19 protein-coding genes and 1 riboswitch are annotated in these 20388 nt (G+C 70.7%); of the genes, 11 read left to right on the top strand and 8 right to left on the bottom strand.

Features of this window, described 5'->3' with window-relative positions:
- Positions 1 to 51: 51 nt before the first annotated feature.
- The 3 genes from ACTMTJ_RS24935 to ACTMTJ_RS24945 are packed head-to-tail and all read left to right on the top strand — an operon-like array spanning position 52 to position 2488.
- A complete protein-coding gene (locus tag ACTMTJ_RS24935) occupies positions 52 to 1023 on the top strand; it encodes an ATP-binding cassette domain-containing protein (protein WP_441220132.1) in 972 nt (323 codons plus the stop codon).
- Positions 1020 to 2045, top strand: coding sequence for an ABC transporter permease subunit (locus ACTMTJ_RS24940; RefSeq protein ID WP_441220133.1), 1026 nt, complete (start codon positions 1020 to 1022; stop codon positions 2043 to 2045). Before ACTMTJ_RS24935 ends, ACTMTJ_RS24940 begins: the two co-directional genes overlap by 4 nt.
- Positions 2046 to 2095: 50 nt before the next feature.
- Positions 2096 to 2488 (top strand): DUF3263 domain-containing protein, encoded by a 393-nt coding sequence (locus ACTMTJ_RS24945; RefSeq protein ID WP_441220134.1) that lies wholly within the window; start codon positions 2096 to 2098, stop codon positions 2486 to 2488.
- On the opposite strand, the gene ACTMTJ_RS24950 is transcribed toward ACTMTJ_RS24945, so the two are convergent.
- Genes ACTMTJ_RS24950 through ACTMTJ_RS24960 form a run of 3 tightly spaced genes read right to left on the bottom strand, consistent with a single transcriptional unit; the run spans position 2485 to position 5590 of the window.
- On the bottom strand, positions 2485 to 3087 hold the full coding sequence (locus ACTMTJ_RS24950; RefSeq protein WP_441220135.1) for a hypothetical protein: 603 nt from the start codon (positions 3085 to 3087) through the stop codon (positions 2485 to 2487). The genes ACTMTJ_RS24945 and ACTMTJ_RS24950 overlap by 4 nt on opposite strands.
- Positions 3088 to 3130: 43 nt before the next feature.
- The gene (locus ACTMTJ_RS24955; protein ID WP_441220136.1) at positions 3131 to 3355 is read right to left on the bottom strand and encodes a hypothetical protein; all 225 of its coding nucleotides are present in this window, start codon (positions 3353 to 3355) and stop codon (positions 3131 to 3133) included.
- Positions 3356 to 3415: 60 nt separating this feature from the next.
- On the bottom strand, positions 3416 to 5590 hold the full coding sequence (locus tag ACTMTJ_RS24960; RefSeq protein ID WP_441220223.1) for an AAA family ATPase: 2175 nt from the start codon (positions 5588 to 5590) through the stop codon (positions 3416 to 3418).
- A 119-nt stretch (positions 5591 to 5709) separates the two neighbouring features.
- Here ACTMTJ_RS24960 and ACTMTJ_RS24965 point away from each other — a divergent pair, with 119 nt between their 5' ends.
- From ACTMTJ_RS24965 to ACTMTJ_RS24980, 4 genes are all read left to right on the top strand, one after another.
- Complete coding sequence (locus tag ACTMTJ_RS24965) at positions 5710 to 8400, top strand: alpha/beta fold hydrolase (protein ID WP_441220224.1); 2691 nt, start codon at positions 5710 to 5712, stop codon at positions 8398 to 8400.
- On the top strand, positions 8397 to 9263 hold the full coding sequence (locus ACTMTJ_RS24970; RefSeq protein ID WP_441220137.1) for an ABC transporter permease: 867 nt from the start codon (positions 8397 to 8399) through the stop codon (positions 9261 to 9263). Before ACTMTJ_RS24965 ends, ACTMTJ_RS24970 begins: the two co-directional genes overlap by 4 nt.
- Before the next feature lie 69 nt (positions 9264 to 9332).
- Positions 9333 to 9470: riboswitch (SAM riboswitch) on the top strand.
- Positions 9471 to 9479: 9 nt separating this feature from the next.
- Complete coding sequence (gene thrC / locus ACTMTJ_RS24975; protein ID WP_441220138.1) at positions 9480 to 10784, top strand: threonine synthase; 1305 nt, start codon at positions 9480 to 9482, stop codon at positions 10782 to 10784.
- Between the two features lie 304 nt (positions 10785 to 11088).
- Entirely contained in the window at positions 11089 to 12108 is a 1020-nt protein-coding gene (locus ACTMTJ_RS24980) for a GNAT family N-acetyltransferase (protein WP_441220139.1), read from the top strand.
- Here the strand turns inward: ACTMTJ_RS24980 and ACTMTJ_RS24985 are convergent.
- Complete coding sequence (locus ACTMTJ_RS24985) at positions 12047 to 12526, bottom strand: hypothetical protein (RefSeq protein WP_441220140.1); 480 nt, start codon at positions 12524 to 12526, stop codon at positions 12047 to 12049. The two genes, ACTMTJ_RS24980 and ACTMTJ_RS24985, sit on opposite strands and share 62 nt — an antisense overlap.
- Before the next feature lie 58 nt (positions 12527 to 12584).
- On the opposite strand from ACTMTJ_RS24985, the gene paaN reads away from it, so the two are divergent.
- Entirely contained in the window at positions 12585 to 14261 is a 1677-nt protein-coding gene (paaN, locus tag ACTMTJ_RS24990; RefSeq protein ID WP_441220141.1) for a phenylacetic acid degradation protein PaaN, read from the top strand.
- On the opposite strand, the gene ACTMTJ_RS24995 is transcribed toward paaN, so the two are convergent.
- On the bottom strand, positions 14258 to 14752 hold the full coding sequence (locus ACTMTJ_RS24995) for an N-acetyltransferase family protein (protein ID WP_441220142.1): 495 nt from the start codon (positions 14750 to 14752) through the stop codon (positions 14258 to 14260). The two genes, paaN and ACTMTJ_RS24995, sit on opposite strands and share 4 nt — an antisense overlap.
- A 9-nt stretch (positions 14753 to 14761) precedes the next feature.
- Entirely contained in the window at positions 14762 to 15514 is a 753-nt protein-coding gene (locus ACTMTJ_RS25000; RefSeq protein ID WP_441220143.1) for a serine hydrolase, read from the bottom strand.
- Between the two features lie 339 nt (positions 15515 to 15853).
- On the opposite strand from ACTMTJ_RS25000, the gene ACTMTJ_RS25005 reads away from it, so the two are divergent.
- Together ACTMTJ_RS25005 and groL are read left to right on the top strand one after the other, a co-directional pair.
- A complete protein-coding gene (locus ACTMTJ_RS25005; RefSeq protein WP_033342363.1) occupies positions 15854 to 16057 on the top strand; it encodes a cold-shock protein in 204 nt (67 codons plus the stop codon).
- A 325-nt stretch (positions 16058 to 16382) separates the two neighbouring features.
- A complete protein-coding gene (gene groL / locus ACTMTJ_RS25010) occupies positions 16383 to 18005 on the top strand; it encodes a chaperonin GroEL (RefSeq protein WP_441220144.1) in 1623 nt (540 codons plus the stop codon).
- 139 nt (positions 18006 to 18144) lie between these two features.
- Here the strand turns inward: groL and ACTMTJ_RS25015 are convergent, their stop codons facing one another.
- A complete protein-coding gene (locus ACTMTJ_RS25015; protein WP_441220145.1) occupies positions 18145 to 18462 on the bottom strand; it encodes a hypothetical protein in 318 nt (105 codons plus the stop codon).
- 414 nt (positions 18463 to 18876) lie between these two features.
- Here ACTMTJ_RS25015 and ACTMTJ_RS25020 point away from each other — a divergent pair, with 414 nt between their 5' ends.
- The gene (locus tag ACTMTJ_RS25020) at positions 18877 to 19488 is read left to right on the top strand and encodes a dihydrofolate reductase family protein (protein WP_441220146.1); all 612 of its coding nucleotides are present in this window, start codon (positions 18877 to 18879) and stop codon (positions 19486 to 19488) included.
- Here the strand turns inward: ACTMTJ_RS25020 and ACTMTJ_RS25025 are convergent.
- Complete coding sequence (locus ACTMTJ_RS25025; protein WP_441220147.1) at positions 19483 to 20373, bottom strand: GNAT family N-acetyltransferase; 891 nt, start codon at positions 20371 to 20373, stop codon at positions 19483 to 19485. The genes ACTMTJ_RS25020 and ACTMTJ_RS25025 overlap by 6 nt on opposite strands.
- Positions 20374 to 20388: the final 15 nt, after the last annotated feature.

Consider the following 20388-nt stretch of genomic DNA (forward strand, 5'->3'; position numbering starts at 1 on the left):
GGCAAGATCGACGGGGCAGCGGCCCTGGTGCATACCGAGTATGTTGTCGGCGTGACAGCGGTGCTGGAGATAGAAGGTCTGCGAAAGACCTACCGCAGCCGTCGTAAAGGCGCCCGGCGGGCGCTCGACGGCTTCGACATGGTGGTGGAGGCCGGCCAGGTGCACGGCTTCCTCGGCCCGAACGGGTCCGGCAAGACCACGACGTTGCGCACGTTGCTGGGCCTCATCCGCCCCAACGGCGGCCGGATGGCGATCCTGGGCCAGGAGGTGCCGGCCCGCCTGCCGGAGGTCGCCGGCCGGGTCGGCGCCATTGTGGAGAGTCCACAGTTCTTCCCGCACTTCTCCGCGCAGGACACGCTGTCGTTGCTGGCCGACGCCGGTGACGTGCCGCAGGTCCGGGTGGCCGAGGTGCTTGAGCTGGTGGGCCTGCGTGACCGGGCGAAGGAGCGGGTCAAGACCTACTCCCTGGGTATGAAGCAGCGCCTGGCCGTCGCGTCCGCCCTCCTCAAAAGCCCGGAGCTGCTGATCCTCGACGAGCCGGCCAACGGTCTCGACCCGGGCGGCATCCGGGAGATGCGCGACCTGATGCGGCAGCTCTCCGCGTCCGGCATGACGGTGGTGCTCTCCAGCCACATCCTCGGCGAGGTGCAGCAGATCTGCGACTCCGTCACGATCATCTCGCTGGGCCGGCGGGTCGCCTCCGGCCCGGTCGCGGAGGTGCTGGCGCAGCACTCCGGCGGCGGAGTCGTGGTGCGGCTGGAGTCCGCGACCGATCTTCCCGTGGCGGCGCAGGTGCTGGTCGCGGCCGGTGCGCGGGTCGACCTCAAGCCCGACCACCTGCTCGTCACCGGCGTCGAAAAGCCGGCGTGGGTCACCCGCACGCTGGCCGGCCGCGAGCTCTACGTGAGCGAGCTCGCCCCGGTCACCGTCGACCTCGAGAGCGTGTTCCTGGAGCTGACCGGCACCGCCCCGGTGGCCGGCGTGCACCGTCAGGTCGACCAGTCCGTGGAGGTGCCGGCATGAAGGGTCTGGTCAAGGCGGAGGTCCGTCGCCTCGCCAAGCGCCGCATCACCCGGCTGATGATGATCCTGCTGGTGCTCGGCCTGGGCACGATCGCGGTGGCCTTCTCCATCGCCAGCCACAAGATCGGCCCGACCCAGCTGGCCGCCGCGGAGGCGGACGCCCAGCGCGACTACGAGCAGGCTCTGCAATACCACCAGCAGATGGTCACCGAGTGCGAGGCGGCGAAGGCGCGCGGAGAGGACGTCACGCAGCGCTTCCCACCGGACTGCGGCAAGGAGGAGGGTTTCGCGCCGCAGCGCGAGCAGTTCGACTCGTCGTGGCACCTGCCGTACGAGTTCCACTTCCGCGACCAGTTCGGCGTCTTCATCTCGGTGTTCGCCGGCATCGTGGCACTCTTCGGCTTCATCGTCGGCGCCTCGTACGTCGGTGCCGAGTGGCACAGCGGCGGCATGATGAACCTCCTGCTGTGGCGCCCCCGCCGGCTCCCCGTGCTGTTCACCAAGCTGGGTGTGCTGCTCGGCGGCGTGCTCGCGGTGACGGTCGTGCTGGGCGCGGTGTGGACGGTCGTGTTCTGGTTCATGGGCAAGTTCGACGGGCAGACCGGCAAGATGACCCAGGGCGCCTGGGAGTCCTTCGCACTCAGCGGCGCGCGCGGCGCCGGCCTGGTGCTCGCGGTAACCGCGATCGCGTTCGGCCTCGCGTCGGTCGGCCGCCACACCGCGATGGCCCTCGGCGTGGCGATCGGCCTCGGCGTGGTCAGCGAGATCGGCATACGGATCGCGCTGGGCATCGCCCAGGTCCGCTTCGCCGACCGCTGGGTGCTGTCCACGTACGCGCTGGCCTGGTTCGAAAAGCGGTGGGAGCTGACCGACTGGAACTCGTGCAACTTCAGCTTCAGCGGCGAATGCGAACCAGATAAGTTCATCGTCACCTGGCAGCAGTCCGCCCTGGTCTTCGGCGTGGGAACGGCCGCGGTGATCGCCGCGGCGGTCTGGCTGATGCGCAGCCGAGACATCACGTGAGGTAGTCTCTTAGCACTTCCGTGCTAATCGATATCTCCGCGAGGCGCCTCATGAAGCACCCCGCCGCCAACCCTCGCGCGCTCGACGCCGAGGCTCCCCCCACTGTGGAGGATGACCTCGACGTCGAGCCCGACACAGACCTCGACTCGGCCGCCGACCTCGACTCGGCCGCCGACCTCGACGCGGCTCCGGCCCCGGTCGAGGACGAGGTGCCGGCTCTTTCCGAGCGGGAGCTCCAGATTTTGGCGTTCGAGAGCAAGTGGTGGAAGCATGCCGGCTCGAAGGAGCAGGCCATCCGCGACGAGTTCGACCTGTCCGCGACGCGCTACTACCAGATCCTCAATGGACTGCTCGACAACCCGGCGGCGCTAGCCCACGACCCGATCCTGATCGGCCGGCTGAGGCGCATCCGCTCCACCCGCGCCCGCACCCGCCGCCGCTAACGTGGCACTGAGCCAGCGACACAAATCGCGACGTAAGTCTCATGTCCACGATCGGCGCGTACATGTACGCCAATTGTGAAAGCTGCTAGATCCGCAGTGTGTTCGCGTCCGTCAAAGAGCGAGTCGCGAACCAGTCGCGGGATCACCGACTCGAGCCGCGCGCCCGCCTCCAAGCGATAGCGCAGCAGGTCGTCCTCCGTAGGCATTAGATGATCTGTAAACGTATCGGTGGTCAGGGTTGGCCTGTGGTCCCTGTTGTAGTGTGCGCGCGCCGACCTGCCCTCAGCTGCGAGAATCGCATAGAAGTCGTCCGGGCTCCCCGCCTCACGGATGCCCGCCGCGACGACCCACGGGCGATCGGCCTCAGGCCACACCGCGCCTCTCCACCGCCGTACCTTGACCTTGAACAAGACGTGGTCATCGATAGCGCGGATGCGTTCGTGGGCGACGTCGTTCTTGCTGAACTGCTCCGTCGCCTTCCCTAGAATTGGATGATCTATCTCATCTAGTGGCTCGTCGATGGTGGGTAGGGGGAGCTTTAGATCATCGCGTAGACAGCGCAGAGTCGGGCGGGCATCTTCCACGCCGACGATTACCACCTGATTCCGCCGAGCCGGTCTATATCTTGCGACGATACTGCGGTTATAACGGCAACGCGCGACTTGGTGGTGCCGTCCAGCACGCGCATGCCTCGGACATAGCGTTGTGGATCTCCTCGCGACGCTCAGCGAGATAGGCGCGGACCGCCTCGGCAACGAGGTCCTTCTTCGTCATGCCGAGGAAGTGCGCGCCTTGCGAGATCAGCTCGTCGGTCTCGGGGTCGACCTTGAGAGGGGCCTGGCGCTTGGCGCGCGTGTCGGTTTCCATACGAGCACCTCCGTTCACCGCACCGTGGTACCTCAGTACCTCAGTACCTCGGGTCAGCGCTCAGTGGGTGGCTTGCTGCTCGGCGTAGGTCTCCAGCCAGGCGACCTGGCCCGGATCCAATGACGGCCGCACGCGTTTCCGTGCGGTGGTTACGTGGACGGCGGTCACGGAGGAGGCCTCCAGGGACTCGCGCATCGCGGCCAGCGCGGCCTCGCGGATCAGCGCGGCGCAGTCGGCGGCGGAGAAGCCCTCCAGAGACGACGCCAGCGCCGTCAAGTCGACGTCTTCGGCCAGGGGGACGTTGCGGGAGGCGGCGCGCAGGATCTCGCCGCGGGCCTCGGCGTCGGGTGGTGGCACGTACACGAGGCGTTCCAGCCGGCCGGGGCGGAGCAGGGCGGCGTCTACCAGGTCGGGGCGGTTGGTGGCGCCGACCACGACAACGTTGCGCAGTTCTTCTACCCCGTCGAGCTCGGTCAGCAGGGCGGCGACCACGCGGTCTGTCGTGCCGCCGTCGGTGGCCTGGCCGCGTATCGGGGCCAGCGCGTCCACCTCGTCCAGGAAGACGAGGGTGGGGGCGGCCTCGCGGGCGCGGCGGAAGAGTTCGCGTACCGCCCGCTCGCTGTCGCCGACCCATTTGGAGAGCAGCTCGGCGCCCTTGACCGACAGCACGTTGGCCTTGCCGGTGCCGGCGATGGCCTTGACCAGGTAGGTCTTGCCGCAGCCGGGCGGGCCGTAGAGCAGCACCCCGCGGGGCGGCTGCACGCCCAGCCGGGCGAAGGTGTCGGGATACGTCAGCGGCCACAGCACCGACTCGGTCAGCACCTGTTTGACCTCGACCATGTCGCCGACGTCGTCGACGGTGACGGCGGCGAGCTCCAGTGTGGACTGTGCCATCGAGGTCGGGCGGACGACCTCCAGCGCGGCTTCGAAATCGGCCATCGAGACGGTGGAGGGTGCGTCGTCGCCGGAGGAGCGGATGCGCAGCGCCGCGCGTACGCCGGCCTCTCGGGCGAGCGCGGCGAGGTCGGCGGCGACGAAGCCTGGTGTACGGCCGGCCACGTCGTCCAGCCGGACGTCCTCCGCGAGCGGCATGCCGCGGGTGAGGACGGCCAGCTGCTCGCGGCGCATCGCGGCGTCGGGCAGGGCCACGGCTAGCTGCACGGCCAGCAGGTCTGGGCCGCGCAGCGTGGGATCGACGGACTCGGGGCGGCTGGTGGTGCAGATGACGGCGGCGCCGGCGCGGACGAGCTCGGCGATCAGCTGGCGGAACACCGTCGACAGTGGACCAGGCTGGTCGCGCGGTGCCAGCGCCTCCACATCGGAGACGAGGAGGACGGCCGGGCCGCTCTTGCGCACGCTCGCGGCAGCCGACCGGAGCCGGCCGGCCGCGTCGTTGTTGGTGAGCGCGGCCACCTCGGGGGCCCAGACGGTGGTCACGGTGGCGCCGACGGCGGCCGCGACCGCGCGTACGAGTGCCGACTTGCCCGAGCCGGCCGGGCCGGTGACGAGCACGCCGAGCGCGACCGTGGTGCCGAGCTTGGTGAGCACCTCGCGGTGGTGGAAGCCGAGGTCGAGCAGCTCGGTCAGCTCCTGCGCCTGGGTGCGCAGCCCCGGCAGGTCGTCGATGGACGGCGCTTCCTCGGCCGAAGCGGTGGCGGGTGGCTGCACCGCCACCGAGCCGGGCTCGTGCGTGGCCTGGCCACCGTCCCAGGCGACGACGGTGTCCATTGTGACCAGTGCGGCGTCAGCCGGCTCGACGGCACCGACGGTGAGCAGGGTGCTCGTCCACGCGTACCCCACTGTGTTGGCGAGGCTGCGCCGCGCGGCCTGGATGAGGGCGCGGACGCCGGACTCGGTCACCACGTCTTGGGGTAGGAGCGAGACGTTGTCGCCGGCGGTGACCACCTTGCCGAGCAGCGCGAGGCGGAGCATCTCGGGGGAGACGGCCGCGATGATCTCGGCGGGCCCGGCCAGCGTGACGCGGCGGGCGGCCACGACCGGCGCGGGCGCGACCGTGATCTGGCCGCCGTCGCGCACGCCGAGGTTGCCGAGGATGAGGTCGTCGGCATAGAGCAGGGCGCGGCTGGCGCCGGCCTCGGCGCGGGCCGCGATGCCGGCGGTCGCGCGCCGGCCGGTCATCCGCACCGGGTCGCCGGGGTTGAGGTCGAGCGCGGTCAGCACCTCGGGATGGAGCCGCACCACCCCTCGGCGGGCGTCAAGTGCCGCCGGACGCATGCTTGCGGTCAGCGTGAGATCGCGTTCGGCCACCCGCCGAGAGTAGCCCGGCGGTTCATCCTGAGAGGCTTCTCAGCCAGGTCGGGGCGGCGCGCCGTACCGTTTGGCTCATGCCATCGATCCGGTCGCCGCGCGTCCGCCGCGCCCTGCCCGCGGCGGCGGTCGCGTTCGCCCTGCTCGCCGCGGCGACGGTGTGGGTGGCCTGGCCAGAGTCGGCGGCGTATACGACGGAGCAGCAGATCGTCTCCGTCCGCTCCGGGCCGGGCGGCGACGAGCCGGTCGACCTGGACACGACGCTCTACCTGCCCACCGAGCGGAGTGGCCCGGTGCCGGCGGTGCTGCTCGCGCACGGCTTCGGCGGCACCAAGGAGAGTGTGCGCACCGACGCCGAAGACCTGGCCGGGCTCGGCTACGCGGTGCTGGCGTACACGGCACGAGGCTTCGGGCGCAGCGGCGGCGAGATCCACCTCGACAGCCCCGACTACGAGGTGCGCGACGCGCAGCGCCTCCTCGACTGGCTCGCCGCCCGCCCCGAGGTCCGCAAGGACGCCGGCGGAGACCCGCGGGTGGGCGTCGTCGGCGGCTCGTACGGCGGTGGGCTCGCGCTCCTGCTCGCCGCCCAGGACCAGCGGGTCGACGCGATCGTTCCCATGATCACCTGGAACGACCTGGCCCGCTCCTTCCTGCCCCAGTCCACCGGCGGTGATCCGGTCGACGGGGTCTTCAAGAAAGGCTGGGCCGGGGTCTTCTTCGGGGGGACCTGTGGCCGCTTCGCGCGGGACGTCTGCGAGATGTACCAGCGCACCGCCACCACCGGCCGCGCCACCCCGGAGGCCGTCGAGCTGTTGCGCCGCTCCAGCCCGGCGACCGTGCTCGACCGGATCAAGGCGCCGACCCTGCTTGTACAGGGCGAGGCGGACACGCTCTTCCCGCTCGCCGAGGCGGACGCCAACGCGCGGGGCATCGCGGCCAATGGCACGCCGGTGCGGGTGGCCTGGTTCACCGGCGGCCACGACGGCGGCGACGGCCCGCGCTCCGACCGTGACCGGGTGCGGTTCCTCACCGCGCAGTGGCTCGACCACTACGTCAAGGGCGAGGGCGACGCGCCGGCCAACAGCTTCACCTGGTCGCGGGTCGCCGGCTTCGACGCGATGGACCGCGGCCTCGTCACCAACGGCTACTCGGTCGACGACTACCCCGGGCTCTCCGGCACGGCCAGCCAGCGGGTGCCGCTCGCCGGGCCGCCGCAGCCGATCGCCAACCCGCCCGGTGGCAACCCGGCCGCCATCTCCGCCATACCCGGGGGCGGGAGCCTGACCACGGCCGCCTCCGAGGTGGGCGGGCTGGTCGGCGACCTGCCCGGCCAGCACGCGATCTTCCAGTCCGAGCCGCTCGCCGAGGCGGTCGACATCGCGGGCACGCCCACCGTCTCCATCCGGGCCGCGGCGCCGGCGGGCGAGGCCGTGCTTTTCGTCAAGCTCTACGACGTCGACGAAAACGGCACCGCCACGCTCCCCGGCGGCATCGTCGCGCCGGTGCGGCTGACCGGCCTGCCCGCCGACCCGGCACAGGCGCGGGCGGTCACCGTGACGCTGCCGGCGATCGTGCGGCGGGTCGAGGCCGGCCACCGGCTGCGGGTCGTCGTGGCCACCTCCGACCAGGGGTACGCGACGCCGGCCCAACCCGCCGTGTACACGGTGGCGCTCGGCGGCGACGGGATCACGGTGCCGACGGTCACGGGTGAACCCATCCCGACGACCGCGGTGCTCTGGCGCTGGGTGCTCGCCGGGCTCCTCGCCGCGGTGCTGCTGGGCCTCGCGGTGGTCCTGCTGGTCGTGCGGCGCCGGCACCGCCGCGCCGATTCCACGATCCACGAGGAGTACGCGCAGACGCCGCTCGTGGTCCGCCGGCTGCGCAAGGAGTACGCGGACGGCTTCGTCGCGGTGTCCAATGTCGACTTCACGGTCGAGCGCGGTCAGGTGATGGGGCTGCTCGGGCCGAACGGCGCGGGCAAGACGACCACGCTGCGCGTGCTGATGGGGCTGACCCAGCCGACCGGCGGGGAGATATATGTATTCGGCCACCGGCTCGTGCCCGGCTCGCCGGTGCTCTCCCGGCTCGGCGCGCTTGTCGAGGGGCCGGGCTTCATGCCCCACATGAGCGGGCTCGACAACCTCAAGGCGTACTGGCGGGCCACCGGCCGGCCGGAGGCGGACGGCCGGCTAGACGAGGCGGTCGAGATCGCCGGGCTCGGTGACTCGATCCACCGCAAGGTCCGCAAGTACAGCCACGGCATGAAGCAGCGCCTCGCGATCGCCCAGGCGATGCTGGGCCTGCCTGAGCTGCTGGTGCTCGACGAGCCGACCGACGGGCTCGACCCGCCGCAGATCGCCGAGATGCGCCGGGTGCTCAAGCGGTACGCCACCGACGGGCGGGCCGTGCTCGTGTCGAGCCACCTGCTCGCCGAGGTGGAGCAGACCTGCACCCACGCGGTTGTCGTCAACAAGGGCGAGATCGTGGCGTCCGGGCCGGTCGAGGAGATCGTGGGTGACTCGCCGACGGTGCGGCTGGACGTCTCCGACGTGGACGCGGCCGAGGCGGTGCTCCAGCGGCTCGCCGGGGTGCGTTCGGTCGCCGGCGACGGCGCCAACGGGCTGGTGGTGGACATCAACGGCACCGCGCGCAGCGAGGTGGTGGCCGAGCTCGTCCGCGCCGGCGTCGGGGTCGACCGGGTGGTGCCCCGGCGGCGGCTCGAAGACGCCTTCCTGGCCCTGGTGGGCGACAACTCGCGAGGGAGTGGTGACCGATGAGCACGGCGACGATCGGCGCGGCCACCGGTTACCGCCCGAGCCGCACGCTCACGGTGTGGCAGGAGTGGCGGCGGCAGGCGTCCCGGCGGCGCACCCAGCTCGCGCTCGGCTTCATGGTGCTGCTGCCGCTGATCGTGCTGGTCGCGTTCCAGTTCGACAGCGGGGGCGACGACGACAACGGCGGCGGCGAGTTCGCCAGCCTGATCGACCTGGCCACGTCGGGCGGGCTCAACTTCACGCTCTTCACGCTCTTCGTCTCGGCCGGCTTCCTGCTCACCGTCGTGGTGGCGCTCTTCTGCGGCGACACGGTGGCGAGCGAGGCGAGCTGGGGCAGCCTCCGCTACCTGCTGGCGGTACCGGTGCCCCGGGCCCGGCTGCTCGCGGTCAAGCTGGTCGTCGCGCTCGGGTACTCGGCCGTCGCCCTGACCCTGCTCGCCGGCACCGCCCTGCTCGTCGGCACGCTGCGCTACGGCTGGTCGCCGCTGCGCAGCACCGTGGCGGCCGAGATCCCGGCCGGGGAAGGCCTGCTGCGGCTGCTCGGCATCCTCGGCTACCTCGCGGTGGGCCTGCTGGTGGTGGCCGGGCTGGCGTTCCTGCTCTCGGTGCTCACCGACGCGCCGCTCGGCGCGGTCGGCGGGGCGGTGCTCCTCTTCATCCTCTCCAGCATCCTGGACCAGATCACCGCGCTGGGGAGCATCCGTTCCTTCCTGCCGACGCACTACAGCGACGCCTGGCTGGGGCTGCTGTCGACGCCCGTGCAGTCCGACGACATCGTCAAGGGCTGCATCTCGGCGGTCGCGTACGCCACGCTCTTCTGGTCGCTCGCCTTCTGGCGCTTCACCCGCAAAGACGTGGTGTCGTGAGGCAGATCACCGGAAAGGCGCGGTAGCCGGCTTCGCCCCGTACACTGTGTCGGGAACACACAACTGAATACCTCATCCAGAGGGGCAGAGGGATACGGCCCGATGAAGCCCCGGCAACCACCCGCGTGACTCGATGACGAGGCCAATCGCGGAGCAGGTGCCAATTCCGTCCCCGCCGCACGGTGCGGCGCAGGGGAAAGATGAGAGGACGCCTCGATGCCGTCGACACTCGACGCTACGACCATCACCACCTCGGACGCCCCCACCCAGACCAGCCCTGCCCGCGCACTCGCCTGTCGCGGCTGCGGCAAGGAGTACCCGCTCGCCGCCCAGCACGCCTGTTACGAGTGTTTCGGCCCGCTCGAGGTGGCCTACGACCAGGCCGCTCTCGCGCGGGTAACCCGGGCACAGATCGAGGCTGGCCCGCACAGCATCTGGCGTTACGCGGCGCTGCTCCCCACCGGACAGGACCCGGCGAGCCGGGTGACCCTCGACCCGGGGCTCACGCCGCTCGTCTCCGCTTCCCAGCTCGCCGCCGAGCTGGGCGTGCGCGGGCCGCTGTGGGTCAAGGACGACAGCGCCAACCCGACCCACTCGTTCAAGGACCGGGTCGTCTCGGTGGCCCTCACCGCGGCGCGCGGGCTCGGCTTCACCCGCTTCGCCTGCGCCTCCACCGGCAACCTGGCCAACTCGGTCGCCGCGCACGCGGCCCGCGCCGGTGTGCCGTCGATCGTGTTCATCCCCGGTGACCTCGAGCCCGGCAAGGTCGTCACCACGGCTGTGTACGGCGGCGACCTGGTGGCGATCGAGGGCTCGTACGACGACGTCAACCGGCTGTGCAGCGAGCTCGTCGAGACGGACGAGTTCGAAGACACCGCGTTCGTCAACGTCAACGTGCGGCCGTACTACGCGGAGGGTTCCAAGACCCTCGGGTACGAGGTGGCCGAGCAGCTGGGCTGGCGCCTGCCCGAGCAGGTGGTCATCCCGATGGCGAGCGGCGAGCTGCTCACGAAGATCGACAAGGCGTTCAGCGAGCTTGTCGAGATCGGCCTCGTCGAGGCGCCGGCCAACGGGTGGCGGGTCTTCGGCGCCCAGTCCGCCGGCTGCAACCCGATCGCCGTGGCCCTGCACAACGGCGTCAGCGACATCATCCCGGTCAAGCCGGTCGGCATCGCCAAGTCACTCAACATCGGCGACCCGGCCGCCGGGCTGTACGCGCTGGAGGCCGTGCGCCGCACCGGCGGCTGGATGGACTACGCGAGCGACGACGAGATCCGCGACGCGATCCAGCTGCTCGCCCGTACCACCGGCGTGTTCGCCGAGACGGCTGGTGGCGTGACCGTGGCCGTGCTCAAAAAGCTCGTCGAGTCGGGCAAGCTCGACCCGGACGCCGAGACGGTCGTCTTCAACACCGGCGAAGGGCTCAAGACCATCGATGCGGTGGCGGAGCAGGTCGGTCCGACGTACCGGATCAAGCCCTCGCTCCGCGGTGCCCGGGACGCCGGCCTCCTCGACTCCTGATCATGCGATTCCCGGTCACGGCCCGTGGGAGCGCGACCACGGAGGGAGCCGCAGGTAGGAAAAGTTTTACCGGGATGGGAGTTGCATTCCGTAGTCGTGAATTTGCCGTCCGTCGAGAAAACACCGCTCCGGGGACTTGACGGCGCCATCTGGACGACGCAGGATGCTCCGTGCGGGAGGGCGGTCGCCGTAGGCTTTAGCTCTAACGTCCCAGCGCCGGAGGCGCTGTGCGACCGTCCCTCCCGACCAAATCTCCCCGCAAAATCGGTCGCGACGAGCCTCCTGGCGAGGCACCCTCGGTGGCATGGACATCGCCGTCAAGCCCCTAGATCCGGCCGACGAGAAAGCCGTCGAGCAGGCCTACCAGATCACCGAGGCCGCGCTGGCCGCGGATGTGCCGGACTTCCCGCCTGTGGGGCGGCAGCGCTTCCTAGCCGAGCTGCGCCACCCGTGGCCCGGCAACGCGCACGAGCGGGCACTGGCCACGATCGACGGTGTCGCCGCCGGTTACGTGGTGATCGAGCTGCCGCAGCTCGACAACCTCGACAACGCCGAGGTCGACCTCATGGTGCATCCCGAGTATCGGCGGCGTGGCGTGGGACGCGCGCTGTACGAGTACGCCAAGGACGTGGTCCGGGGGCTGGGCCGCAAGCGGCTGATGGGCATGTCCGTCGAGACGCTGCCCGGCGGCGTGGCGCGCGATGAGGCGGGCGGCGGGTTCGCCACCGCGATGGGCGCCAAGGGCGCGCTGAGCGACGTGCGCCGGCGCCTCGACGTCACCAAGGTCGACGAGGCCGATCTCGACCGGCAGCTCGCCGCCGCCTGGGAGCGCGCGGCTGGCTATTCGCTCATCCAGTGGCGGGGCGCCACGCCCGAGGAGATCATCGACGACATCGCGTACCTCGACGGGCGGCTGACCGCCGACGCGCCGATGGGTGAGCTCGAGTGGGAGGTCGAGAAGATCGACGCCGACCGCCTCCGCGCGATGGACGCGGTCGTCATGGCCCGCGGTCGACGCCGTTACCACTCGGCGGTGCGCCACGACGAGAGCGGCAAGGTGGTGGCGTTCACCACGATCGACCTGCCCGGCACGGTCGACTGGCACGCGTTTCAACAGATCACCATCGTGGAGCCGGCCCACCGGGGCCACCGCCTCGGCACGGTCGTCAAGCTGGAAAACTTCCGCTACGCCCGGGTGCACGAGCCGGGGCTGCGGGCGATCGACACGTGGAACGCGGCGGTCAACGACCACATGATCTCGATCAACGAGGCGATGGGCTTCCGCCCCGTCGACGGCTGGCAGAACTGGCAGCACGACCTATAGCGGCGCCGGCCCGCGAGGCCCAGGGACGCAGTGGGAGCTGGTGGTAGCCACCGGCCGCCAGCCCCGCGTGCTTTTCGAAGAAGTTGCGGCAGCCGTATCCGCCGGTCATCAGGTACGAGTACGCGGAGGCGGCGGCGTAGAGCGGGAAGAAGAAGGGGCCGAGCACCGCGTACTGGGCGACGTGGCGGGTCTCGTGGGCGAGCAGCTCCGCCCGGTCCGGGTCGAGCAGCCAGTCGGCCGGGCGCTTGGTGAAGACCACCGTGCCGACGGTGAAGCACGACTGCTTCGGCAGGCGCAGGCGGTAGCCGCCGGCCACCAAGACGCCGCCCGGTCCGCGCGCGAGGCGGGTGCGCGTGGCGGCGGACAGCACCACGGCGGCGAGCGTCGTGCCGTTAACCCACGTCAGCGTGGCACGCACCGTAGGCCACCTCGGCATAGTCACCAGCATCTCACTTGGAGTGGGGCATGATGGCGGCATGACGGACACCCCACGCCATCTGTACGACAAGCACGCCGACACCCTCTCGCGTGCGCTCACCGCGATCTCCGAGCGCGGTTACTGGTCGGCCTACCCCGAGTCGCCCAGCCCCCGCGTGTACGGCGAGACGGCCGCCGCCGACGGCGAAGCCGCCTTCCGGGCGTACCACAACAATCGCTTCCCGCTCGACCAGCCCGGCACCGACGGCTGGATCGCGACCGAGGCGAGCCCGTTCGGCGTCGAGCTCGCGGTGACCTACCCGCACGCCGACGCCGGCGCGCTGGTCGCCGCGGCGACCGCCGCGCTGCCGGCCTGGCGCGACGCCGGCCCGCAGGTCCGCGTCGGCGTCTGCCTGGAGATCCTGGCCCGGCTGCACGCGCACGTCTTCGAGCTCGCCAACGCCGTGCAGTTCACCAGCGGGCAGGCGTTCGTGATGGCGTTCCAGGCGGGCGGGGCGCACGCGCTCGACCGCGCGCTGGAGGCGCTGGCGTACTCGTACGCGGAGATGACCCGCCACCCCGGCGAGGCCGCGTGGGAGAAGCCGGCAGGCAAGGGCGACCCGCTGCGGATGACCAAGCGGTTTCACGTGGTGCCGCGCGGCATCGGTCTCGTCATCGGTTGCAACACGTTCCCGACTTGGAACTCGTACCCGGGGCTGTTCGCCTCCCTCGCCACCGGCAACCCGGTGATCGTCAAGCCGCACCCCCGGGCGGTGCTCCCGCTCGCCGTGACCGTGCGGTACGCCCGCGAGGTGCTTGCCGAGGCGGGCTTCGACCCGAATGTGGTGCTGCTCGCCCCCGAGGCGCCCGGCGAGGCGCTCGCGTCCACGCTGGCGCTGCGGCCCGAGGTCAAGATCATCGACTACACCGGCTCCACCGCGTACGGCGAGTGGCTGGAGGAAAACGCGCGCCAGGCCGCCGTGTACACGGAAAAGGCCGGCGTCAACACGATCGTGGTCGACTCCACCGACGACTTCGCCGGCATGTGCCGCAATATCGGCTTCTCGCTGACCCTCTACAGCGGACAGATGTGCACCACGCCGCAAAACGTCCTGGTGCCGGCCGGCGGCATCGGCACCGACCAGGGGCACAAGTCGTTCGACGAGGTGGCGGCCGGCATCGCTGGCGCGGTGGGCAAGCTGACCGGCGACCCGGCCCGCGCGGTCGAGCTGACCGGCGCGATCGTCAACGACGGCGTGCTCGACCGGCTCGACGAGGTCAAGTCGATCGGCGAGCCGGTGCTGGAGTCGCGGGTCGTCGACCATCCGGCGTTCGAGGGCGCGGTCGTCCGTACCCCCGTGATCCTGAAGCTGCCCGCGGACGCCGAGGAGACCTACGGCAGGGAGTGGTTCGGGCCCATCTCGTTCGTGATCACGACCGACTCGACGGCGCAGAGCCTGGAGATCTTCCGGTCGACCGTGGGCGAGCGGGGCGCGCTGACCGCCTCCGTGTACTCGACCGACGAGAAGGTGCTCGACGACGCCGAGGCGGCCGCGCTCGACGTGGGCGTCCACCTCTCCTGCAACCTGACCGGTGGCGTCTTCGTCAACCAGTCGGCGGCGTTCTCCGACTTCCACGCGAGCGGCGCCAACCCGGCGGCGAACGCGGCACTGACCGACGGCGCGTACGTGGCCAGTCGCTTCCGCATCGTCCAGTCGCGCCGCCACACCGCCTAGGCGGGGCGGCGCATCTGTAGCTCGGTGAGCACCGGGATCACCGGGTGGACGACGCGGATGCCGGTGTCGACGAAGCCGAGCCGCTCGTAGGCCCGCACGGCCCGGTCGTTGCCGACCACGACCTCCAGCAGCAGGTCGGGGCGGCCGGCGCCGCGCGACCAGGCGGCCACGCCGTCGACGAGGTCACGCAGGACGCCGCTGCCGCGGTGGGCGGGCGTGATGTACACGGCGAAGATGATCGTGAGCTTGGGGTCGTCGGGCGAGGCGATCCCGCCGGCGTGCCCGACGAAGCGCCCGTCCACCTCCGCGATGAACTGGGCGCAGAAGTCGCCGAACGCGGCACGGGCGACCCGCTCGGTGAACTCGCGGTGCGGGAGCGCCGCCGCCTCGGCGAGCGTCTCCAGGAAGGCGAGCGGGGTGTCGGCGAGCATCTCCAGGCGGAGTGCGCGCATCCGGCCCGCGTCCTCGATTCGCACCCGCCGCACAGTCACCAGGCCACCCTAAACGGCGGCAACGGCCTGGCGGCCGACCTCCTCGCAAAGCGCGGTGCCGTAGTCGAAGCCGAGCGTGCCCGGGTAGCGGACCAGTACGCCGAGCACCCACTCGCCGGTGATCGCGAGGCAGCTGATGTGCCACAGCTTGTCCTCGTCGCGCAGGAGCCAGCCGTTCTTGATCGCCACGCGGCCGGGGTCGGGGAGGGTGAGCCGCACGCCGAAGTCGCCGGCGCCGCGTACCTGGCGCATCTGGTCCAGCAACCAGTCCGTCCACCGTGGACCCGCCGCCCGCCCGTCCGCGATGCAGGCGCCGAGCCGTACGGTGTCCCGCGCGGAGATCGTGGTCTTGCTCCACCACTCGCCGTACGCGCTGCTCTCGGTGAGCCCGCAACTCGCGATCAGCCGCTCGATCGAGGCCCGGCGCCCGACCGCCTCGAACAGCGCCTCCGCGGCCGCGTTGTCGCTGTCCCGGATCATGATGGTGAGCTGGCGCAGCCGCGCCTCGCTGATCTCCCCGTCCGCTGCCATCCGCAGGTAGTCGGCCGCGATCCAGGCCTTGACCATCGACATCGTGTCGCTGGGTGCGGCGAGGTTGGCCGAGCCGCTGATCCTGCCGGTGCCGCGGTCGAGCAATGCCCAGGAGAGGAAGCCGGCGTGTTCGACGTGGACCCGCGGTGGCGGTGGCGCCGGCGAAGGCACCGCCGCCCGGTCCGCTCCGGAGACCCAGCGGGGCACCGCCGCACCCTCGCTGGTGCTCACCGTCGCGACCAGGGCGACGGTGGTCAGCGCGGCTGCTACGTACGCCGCCGCGAGCCACCCTTGACCGAGCCGTGCGCGGTGCTTTCCCCGCCCGTTTGGCCTGTGTGAAACCACGTGAGTTCAACGAGGCAGGAGTGCTGGTAGGGGCGGCAGGATGCCGGGTGACGACCCGGGTGTCCGTTTTGGGGTAGTGCGCGGGCGGGGGTCCTCGTGTAGCGTGCGATTTCGGCCGCTGTGTTCGACGGACCACCCCGGACCACGGATCGGCGGCCCCGGCCAAGCAGACAGTTCGGCCGGGGGTTGTCGAACCCAGCACCATCGAAGTGAGGGAAGTGCACCGTGGCACAGGGCACCGTCAAGTGGTTCAACAGCGAAAAGGGCTACGGCTTCATCGCGGTAGACGGCGGTCAGGACGTCTTCGTCCACTTCTCGGCGATCGAGATGGACGGATACAAGGCGTTGGACGACGGCCAGCGCGTGGAGTTCGAGATCGCTCAGGGCCAGAAGGGGCCACAGGCCGAGAAGGTTCGGGTCATCGCCTGAGCCGCCCAGTAACGCGTTGAGGCGGGGCACCGGTATCCGGCCCCGCCTCCCAGCTTTTCTAGTGCGGCTTTTCCCAGCCCTCATCGCCCGTTCACCGGACGCGCTTGCACTCCCTAGGGGAGAGTGCTAAACAGGTTGTTGGCACTCGCGGCATGTGAGTGCCAAATGGTCGGGGCGGTGGGGCCGCGGTCGTGCGCACCTCAGATGGTGACGCGGCACGTGGCCGGTCGTCGCGGGCTATCCGGCCCGGCCGACGGAAGGTCGCTGCGCGCTTCGAGCCTGAGGCCCGGAGTGCCGTGGATGTCCAGCTGGAGGACAACGCCGTATGGCCAAGATTATCGCGTTCGACGAGGAGGCGCGCCGCGGCCTTGAGCGGGGCATGAACACCCTCGCCGACGCCGTAAAGGTGACGCTGGGCCCGAAGGGCCGCAACGTCGTGCTCGAGAAGAAGTGGGGCGCGCCCACCATCACCAACGATGGTGTGAGCATCGCCAAGGAGATCGAGCTCGAGGACCCCTACGAGAAGATCGGCGCGGAGCTGGTCAAGGAGGTCGCGAAGAAGACCGACGACGTGGCCGGTGACGGCACGACGACGGCGACCGTCCTGGCCCAGGCGCTGGTCCGCGAGGGCCTGCGCAACGTGGCTGCCGGCGCCAACCCGATGGCCCTCAAGCGGGGCATCGAGGCGGCCGTCGCCAACGTCGCGGAGGAGCTGGCGAAGCTCGCCAAGGACGTCGAGACCAAGGAGCAGATCGCCTCCACCGCGTCGATCTCGGCCGGTGACGCCACCGTTGGCGAGATCATCGCCGAGGCGATGGACAAGGTCGGCAAGGAAGGCGTCATCACCGTCGAGGAGAGCAACACCTTCGGCCTCGAGCTCGAGCTCACCGAGGGCATGCGCTTCGACAAGGGCTACATCTCGCCGTACTTCTGGACCGACGCCGAGCGGATGGAGGCCGTCCTCGACGACCCCTACATCCTGATCGTCAACAGCAAGATCTCGTCGGTGAAGGACCTGCTGCCGATCCTCGAGAAGGTCATGCAGTCGGGCAAGCCGCTCGCGATCATCGCCGAGGACGTCGAGGGCGAGGCGCTGGCCACCCTGGTCGTCAACAAGGTGCGCGGCACGTTCAAGTCCGTCGCCGTGAAGGCGCCCGGCTTCGGCGACCGCCGCAAGGCGATGCTGACCGACATCGGCATCCTCACCGGCGGTCAGGTCATCAGCGAGGAGGTCGGGCTCAAGCTCGACGCCGCCTCGCTCGACCTGCTGGGCCGCGCCCGCAAGGTCGTGGTGACCAAGGACGAGACCACGATCGTCGACGGTGCCGGTGACGCCGACCAGATCCAGGGCCGGGTCAACCAGATCCGCGCCGAGATCGAAAAGAGCGACTCCGACTACGACCGCGAAAAGCTCCAGGAGCGCCTGGCCAAGCTGGCCGGCGGTGTCGCGGTCATCAAGGTCGGCGCGGCCACCGAGGTCGAGCTCAAGGAGCGCAAGCACCGCATCGAAGACGCGGTCCGCAACGCCAAGGCCGCCGTCGAAGAGGGCATCGTCCCGGGTGGCGGCGTCGCGCTGGTGCAGGCCGGCAAGAGCGCCTTCGACAAGCTCGACCTGGTCGGCGACGAGGCCACCGGCGCCACGATCGTGAAGATCGCGCTCGACGCGCCGCTGCGCCAGATCGCCGTCAACGCCGGCCTCGAGGGTGGCGTCGTGGTGGAGAAGGTGCGCAACCTGGACACCAACCACGGCCTCAACGCGGCCACCGGTGAGTACGTCGACCTGCTGGCGGCGGGCATCATCGACCCGGCCAAGGTGACCCGTTCGGCGCTTCAGAACGCGGCGTCGATCGCGGCCCTGTTCCTCACCACCGAGGCTGTGGTGGCGGACAAGCCGGAGAAGGAGAAGGCCCCGGCGGGTGCGCCCGGCGGCGGTGACATGGACTTCTGATCCCTACCTGTGCTCAGGTGAGGGTCAACCTGTCCTAAATGGAGGGGCGAGCCGGTTAACCCGGCTCGCCCCTTCGCTATTTGGTCAGCGCTCGCGTCGCTTGCGCGGCGGCCGTGCGCCGCGGCCGGCTTTACCGGCGTCAGCGACGTGGCTGGTTGCGCTGCTTATCCGCCCGCGACATCGGCTTCGGCGGCATGTCCTCAGTGGACGCCTGAGGCCCGCTCATCTCGCGGGGCTGTCCGGTTCGCGGCTGGTTGTGCTGGTTGGGCTGTGGCGAATTCGCGTCCCGCCTGGTCGCCATGTCCGGCCGCTCCGGGCGGTCCGACCGGTCTGGTCGGGCCGCGCCCGGTGGGAGGCTCTGGTCGAGCCTGCCCCCAGCCGTCTCGGCCGGCGTCTGGGCCATACGGGACTTCGCCACGGTTTGGAGATCGTCCTTCGGTCGCTTTTCCTTGGCCATGATCTCCTCCTTCCACGGGCAACGTTATGGGCCGGTAGGGAGGCTCGCGGAGAAACGAGACTATCGATCCGGATGCGCCCGATGCCCGTTTTCGACGGCCGGTCCGGGCCGTAAGGCGGATCCAACCCAAGACACAGACCTGAGCTACCGCGATGTCCGCCGTGGTCCAGACCGCTGCTCCCGATGGCCGCGCGGGCATCAGGGGGTAACCGCGACCAACGGCGGACGGGTGAGGCCGCGGGAGCAACGGCGTGGACCACGACGGACATCGCGGTAGCTCAACTCGGCGGCGTGGTTGCGATAAACCGCAACCATTACGCGTGATTGGCCCGCCAAGATCGCTTGACGGCTCGGCTCGTGGATAGGGTGGCCGGACCGATGAGTTCGAGTGGCTATCACGTGGGGAGATGCGTCATGAGGAAGATCAGCGCTGGGCTTTTCATCTCGCTCGACGGTGTCGTCGAGGCGCCGGACCAGTGGCACTTCCCGTACTTCAACGACGAGATGGGCGTGGCGGTCGACGGGCAGCTGGGTGCGGCCGACACGCTGCTGATCGGCCGGGTGACGTACGACAGCTTCGCCGGTGCGTGGCCGGAGCGGGAGACCGCGGGTGACGAGGACGCGCTGTTCGCCAAGAAGCTCGGCGACATGCGCAAGATCGTGGTGTCGCGGCAGCCGCTGGAGTTCACCTGGCGCAACTCGGAGCTGCTCCAGGGCGACCTTGTCGAGGCGGTGACCGCGCTGAAGAACGAGCCGGGCGACGGCGCGATCGGCATGAGCGGGTCGGTCTCGGTCGTGCGCCAGCTGCTCGCGGCGGGCCTGATCGACGAGCTGCACCTGCTGGTGCACCCGATCGCCGTGCGCAAGGGCATGCGGCTCTTCGACGAGGGCGACGCTCCCATCCCGCTCGACCTCTTGTCGTCCGCGACGTTCACGACCGGCGTGCTCTACCTCGTCTACGGGCCGGGCCAGGCGCGCGAAGGTGGCTACGAGGAGGCTCGGGCGCAGCTCCCCGCGGAGTCATAGCTGCTTGCGGTAGAGGAAGAACACGCGCTCGATCCGGGCGCCCACGGCTGACGCGTAGAAGGGCACCGGGCCCACCCATCCGATCTGGGCCTGCTCGTAGCCGGCGTCGCGCAGGTCGCGGAGGCATCGGCGGAGCAGCACGCCGCCGATGCCGAGGCCCTGCGCGGCCGGCGCGGTGCCCATCGGGCCAAACCAGCTCGGCCGCGACGAGCCGTAGGCGGCGAACCCGAGCACTTCCGCCTCGCGGAGCGCGATGTGGCAGCCGGCGCCCGGCCGCCCGACCGAGTCGGAGACCTCGCCGGCCCAGCTGTCGCTGAAGTTGGCTTCGGCGAAGTCGACGAGCGCGGGTACGTCGCCCGGCTCCGCGCGCCGGATCGTGACGCCGCTCGCGGCCAGGCGCTCCTCGGCGGCCTCGGTGGGGCGGAGGCCGGTGAGGTCGGCCGTCATGTTCCAGGCGGTGCGGTCCTGCTCGTACCCGAGGGCGGTGGCGGCGCACACCGCCGGCGTGTAGCGGACGTCGATGCCCGGCCAGGCGTAGTACGGCGGGTTGCCGGCCAGCAGCACCTCGACCGCGCCCCGGCCGGCCAGCGCGCCCTCGGCGCGGACCAGCAGCGCCCGCCCGATGCCCTGCCGCCGGGCGGCCGGCCGCACCGCGATCAGGTCGACATGGCCGATCGAGTCGTCACGCTGCGAGCTCGACCCGAGCACCACGCCGGCGAGCTCGCCGTCCGCGGTGGCGACGAAGCCGATCCCCGGCTGCTCGCGTATCCGGGCCACGATCCGGTCCGCCTCCGCGGCGTCTTCCGGCAGGTCCAGCGCCTCGCGGCAAAGGTCGACCACGGCGGGTACGTCGGCGTCGGTCAGGGCGGCGATCGAAAACTCCACGATCGCCGACACTAA

This window comes from Phytohabitans sp. LJ34 (assembly GCF_052068095.1).
Classification (GTDB): Bacteria; Actinomycetota; Actinomycetes; order Mycobacteriales; family Micromonosporaceae; genus Phytohabitans.

Excerpts from the sequence above, each read along its gene's own strand:
- ACTMTJ_RS24940 (WP_441220133.1), top strand. The coding sequence starts at position 1,020 with ATGAAGGGTCTGGTCAAGGCGGAGGTCCGTCGCCTCGCCAAGCGCCGC.
- ACTMTJ_RS24945 (WP_441220134.1), top strand. The coding sequence starts at position 2,096 with ATGAAGCACCCCGCCGCCAACCCTCGCGCGCTCGACGCCGAGGCTCCC.
- ACTMTJ_RS24955 (WP_441220136.1), bottom strand. The coding sequence starts at position 3,355 with ATGGAAACCGACACGCGCGCCAAGCGCCAGGCCCCTCTCAAGGTCGAC.
- ACTMTJ_RS24960 (WP_441220223.1), bottom strand. The coding sequence starts at position 5,590 with ATGCGTCCGGCGGCACTTGACGCCCGCCGAGGGGTGGTGCGGCTCCAT.
- ACTMTJ_RS24970 (WP_441220137.1), top strand. The coding sequence starts at position 8,397 with ATGAGCACGGCGACGATCGGCGCGGCCACCGGTTACCGCCCGAGCCGC.
- thrC (WP_441220138.1), top strand. The coding sequence starts at position 9,480 with ATGCCGTCGACACTCGACGCTACGACCATCACCACCTCGGACGCCCCC.
- ACTMTJ_RS24980 (WP_441220139.1), top strand. The coding sequence starts at position 11,089 with ATGGACATCGCCGTCAAGCCCCTAGATCCGGCCGACGAGAAAGCCGTC.
- paaN (WP_441220141.1), top strand. The coding sequence starts at position 12,585 with ATGACGGACACCCCACGCCATCTGTACGACAAGCACGCCGACACCCTC.
- groL (WP_441220144.1), top strand. The coding sequence starts at position 16,383 with ATGGCCAAGATTATCGCGTTCGACGAGGAGGCGCGCCGCGGCCTTGAG.
- ACTMTJ_RS25015 (WP_441220145.1), bottom strand. The coding sequence starts at position 18,462 with ATGGCCAAGGAAAAGCGACCGAAGGACGATCTCCAAACCGTGGCGAAG.
- ACTMTJ_RS25020 (WP_441220146.1), top strand. The coding sequence starts at position 18,877 with ATGAGGAAGATCAGCGCTGGGCTTTTCATCTCGCTCGACGGTGTCGTC.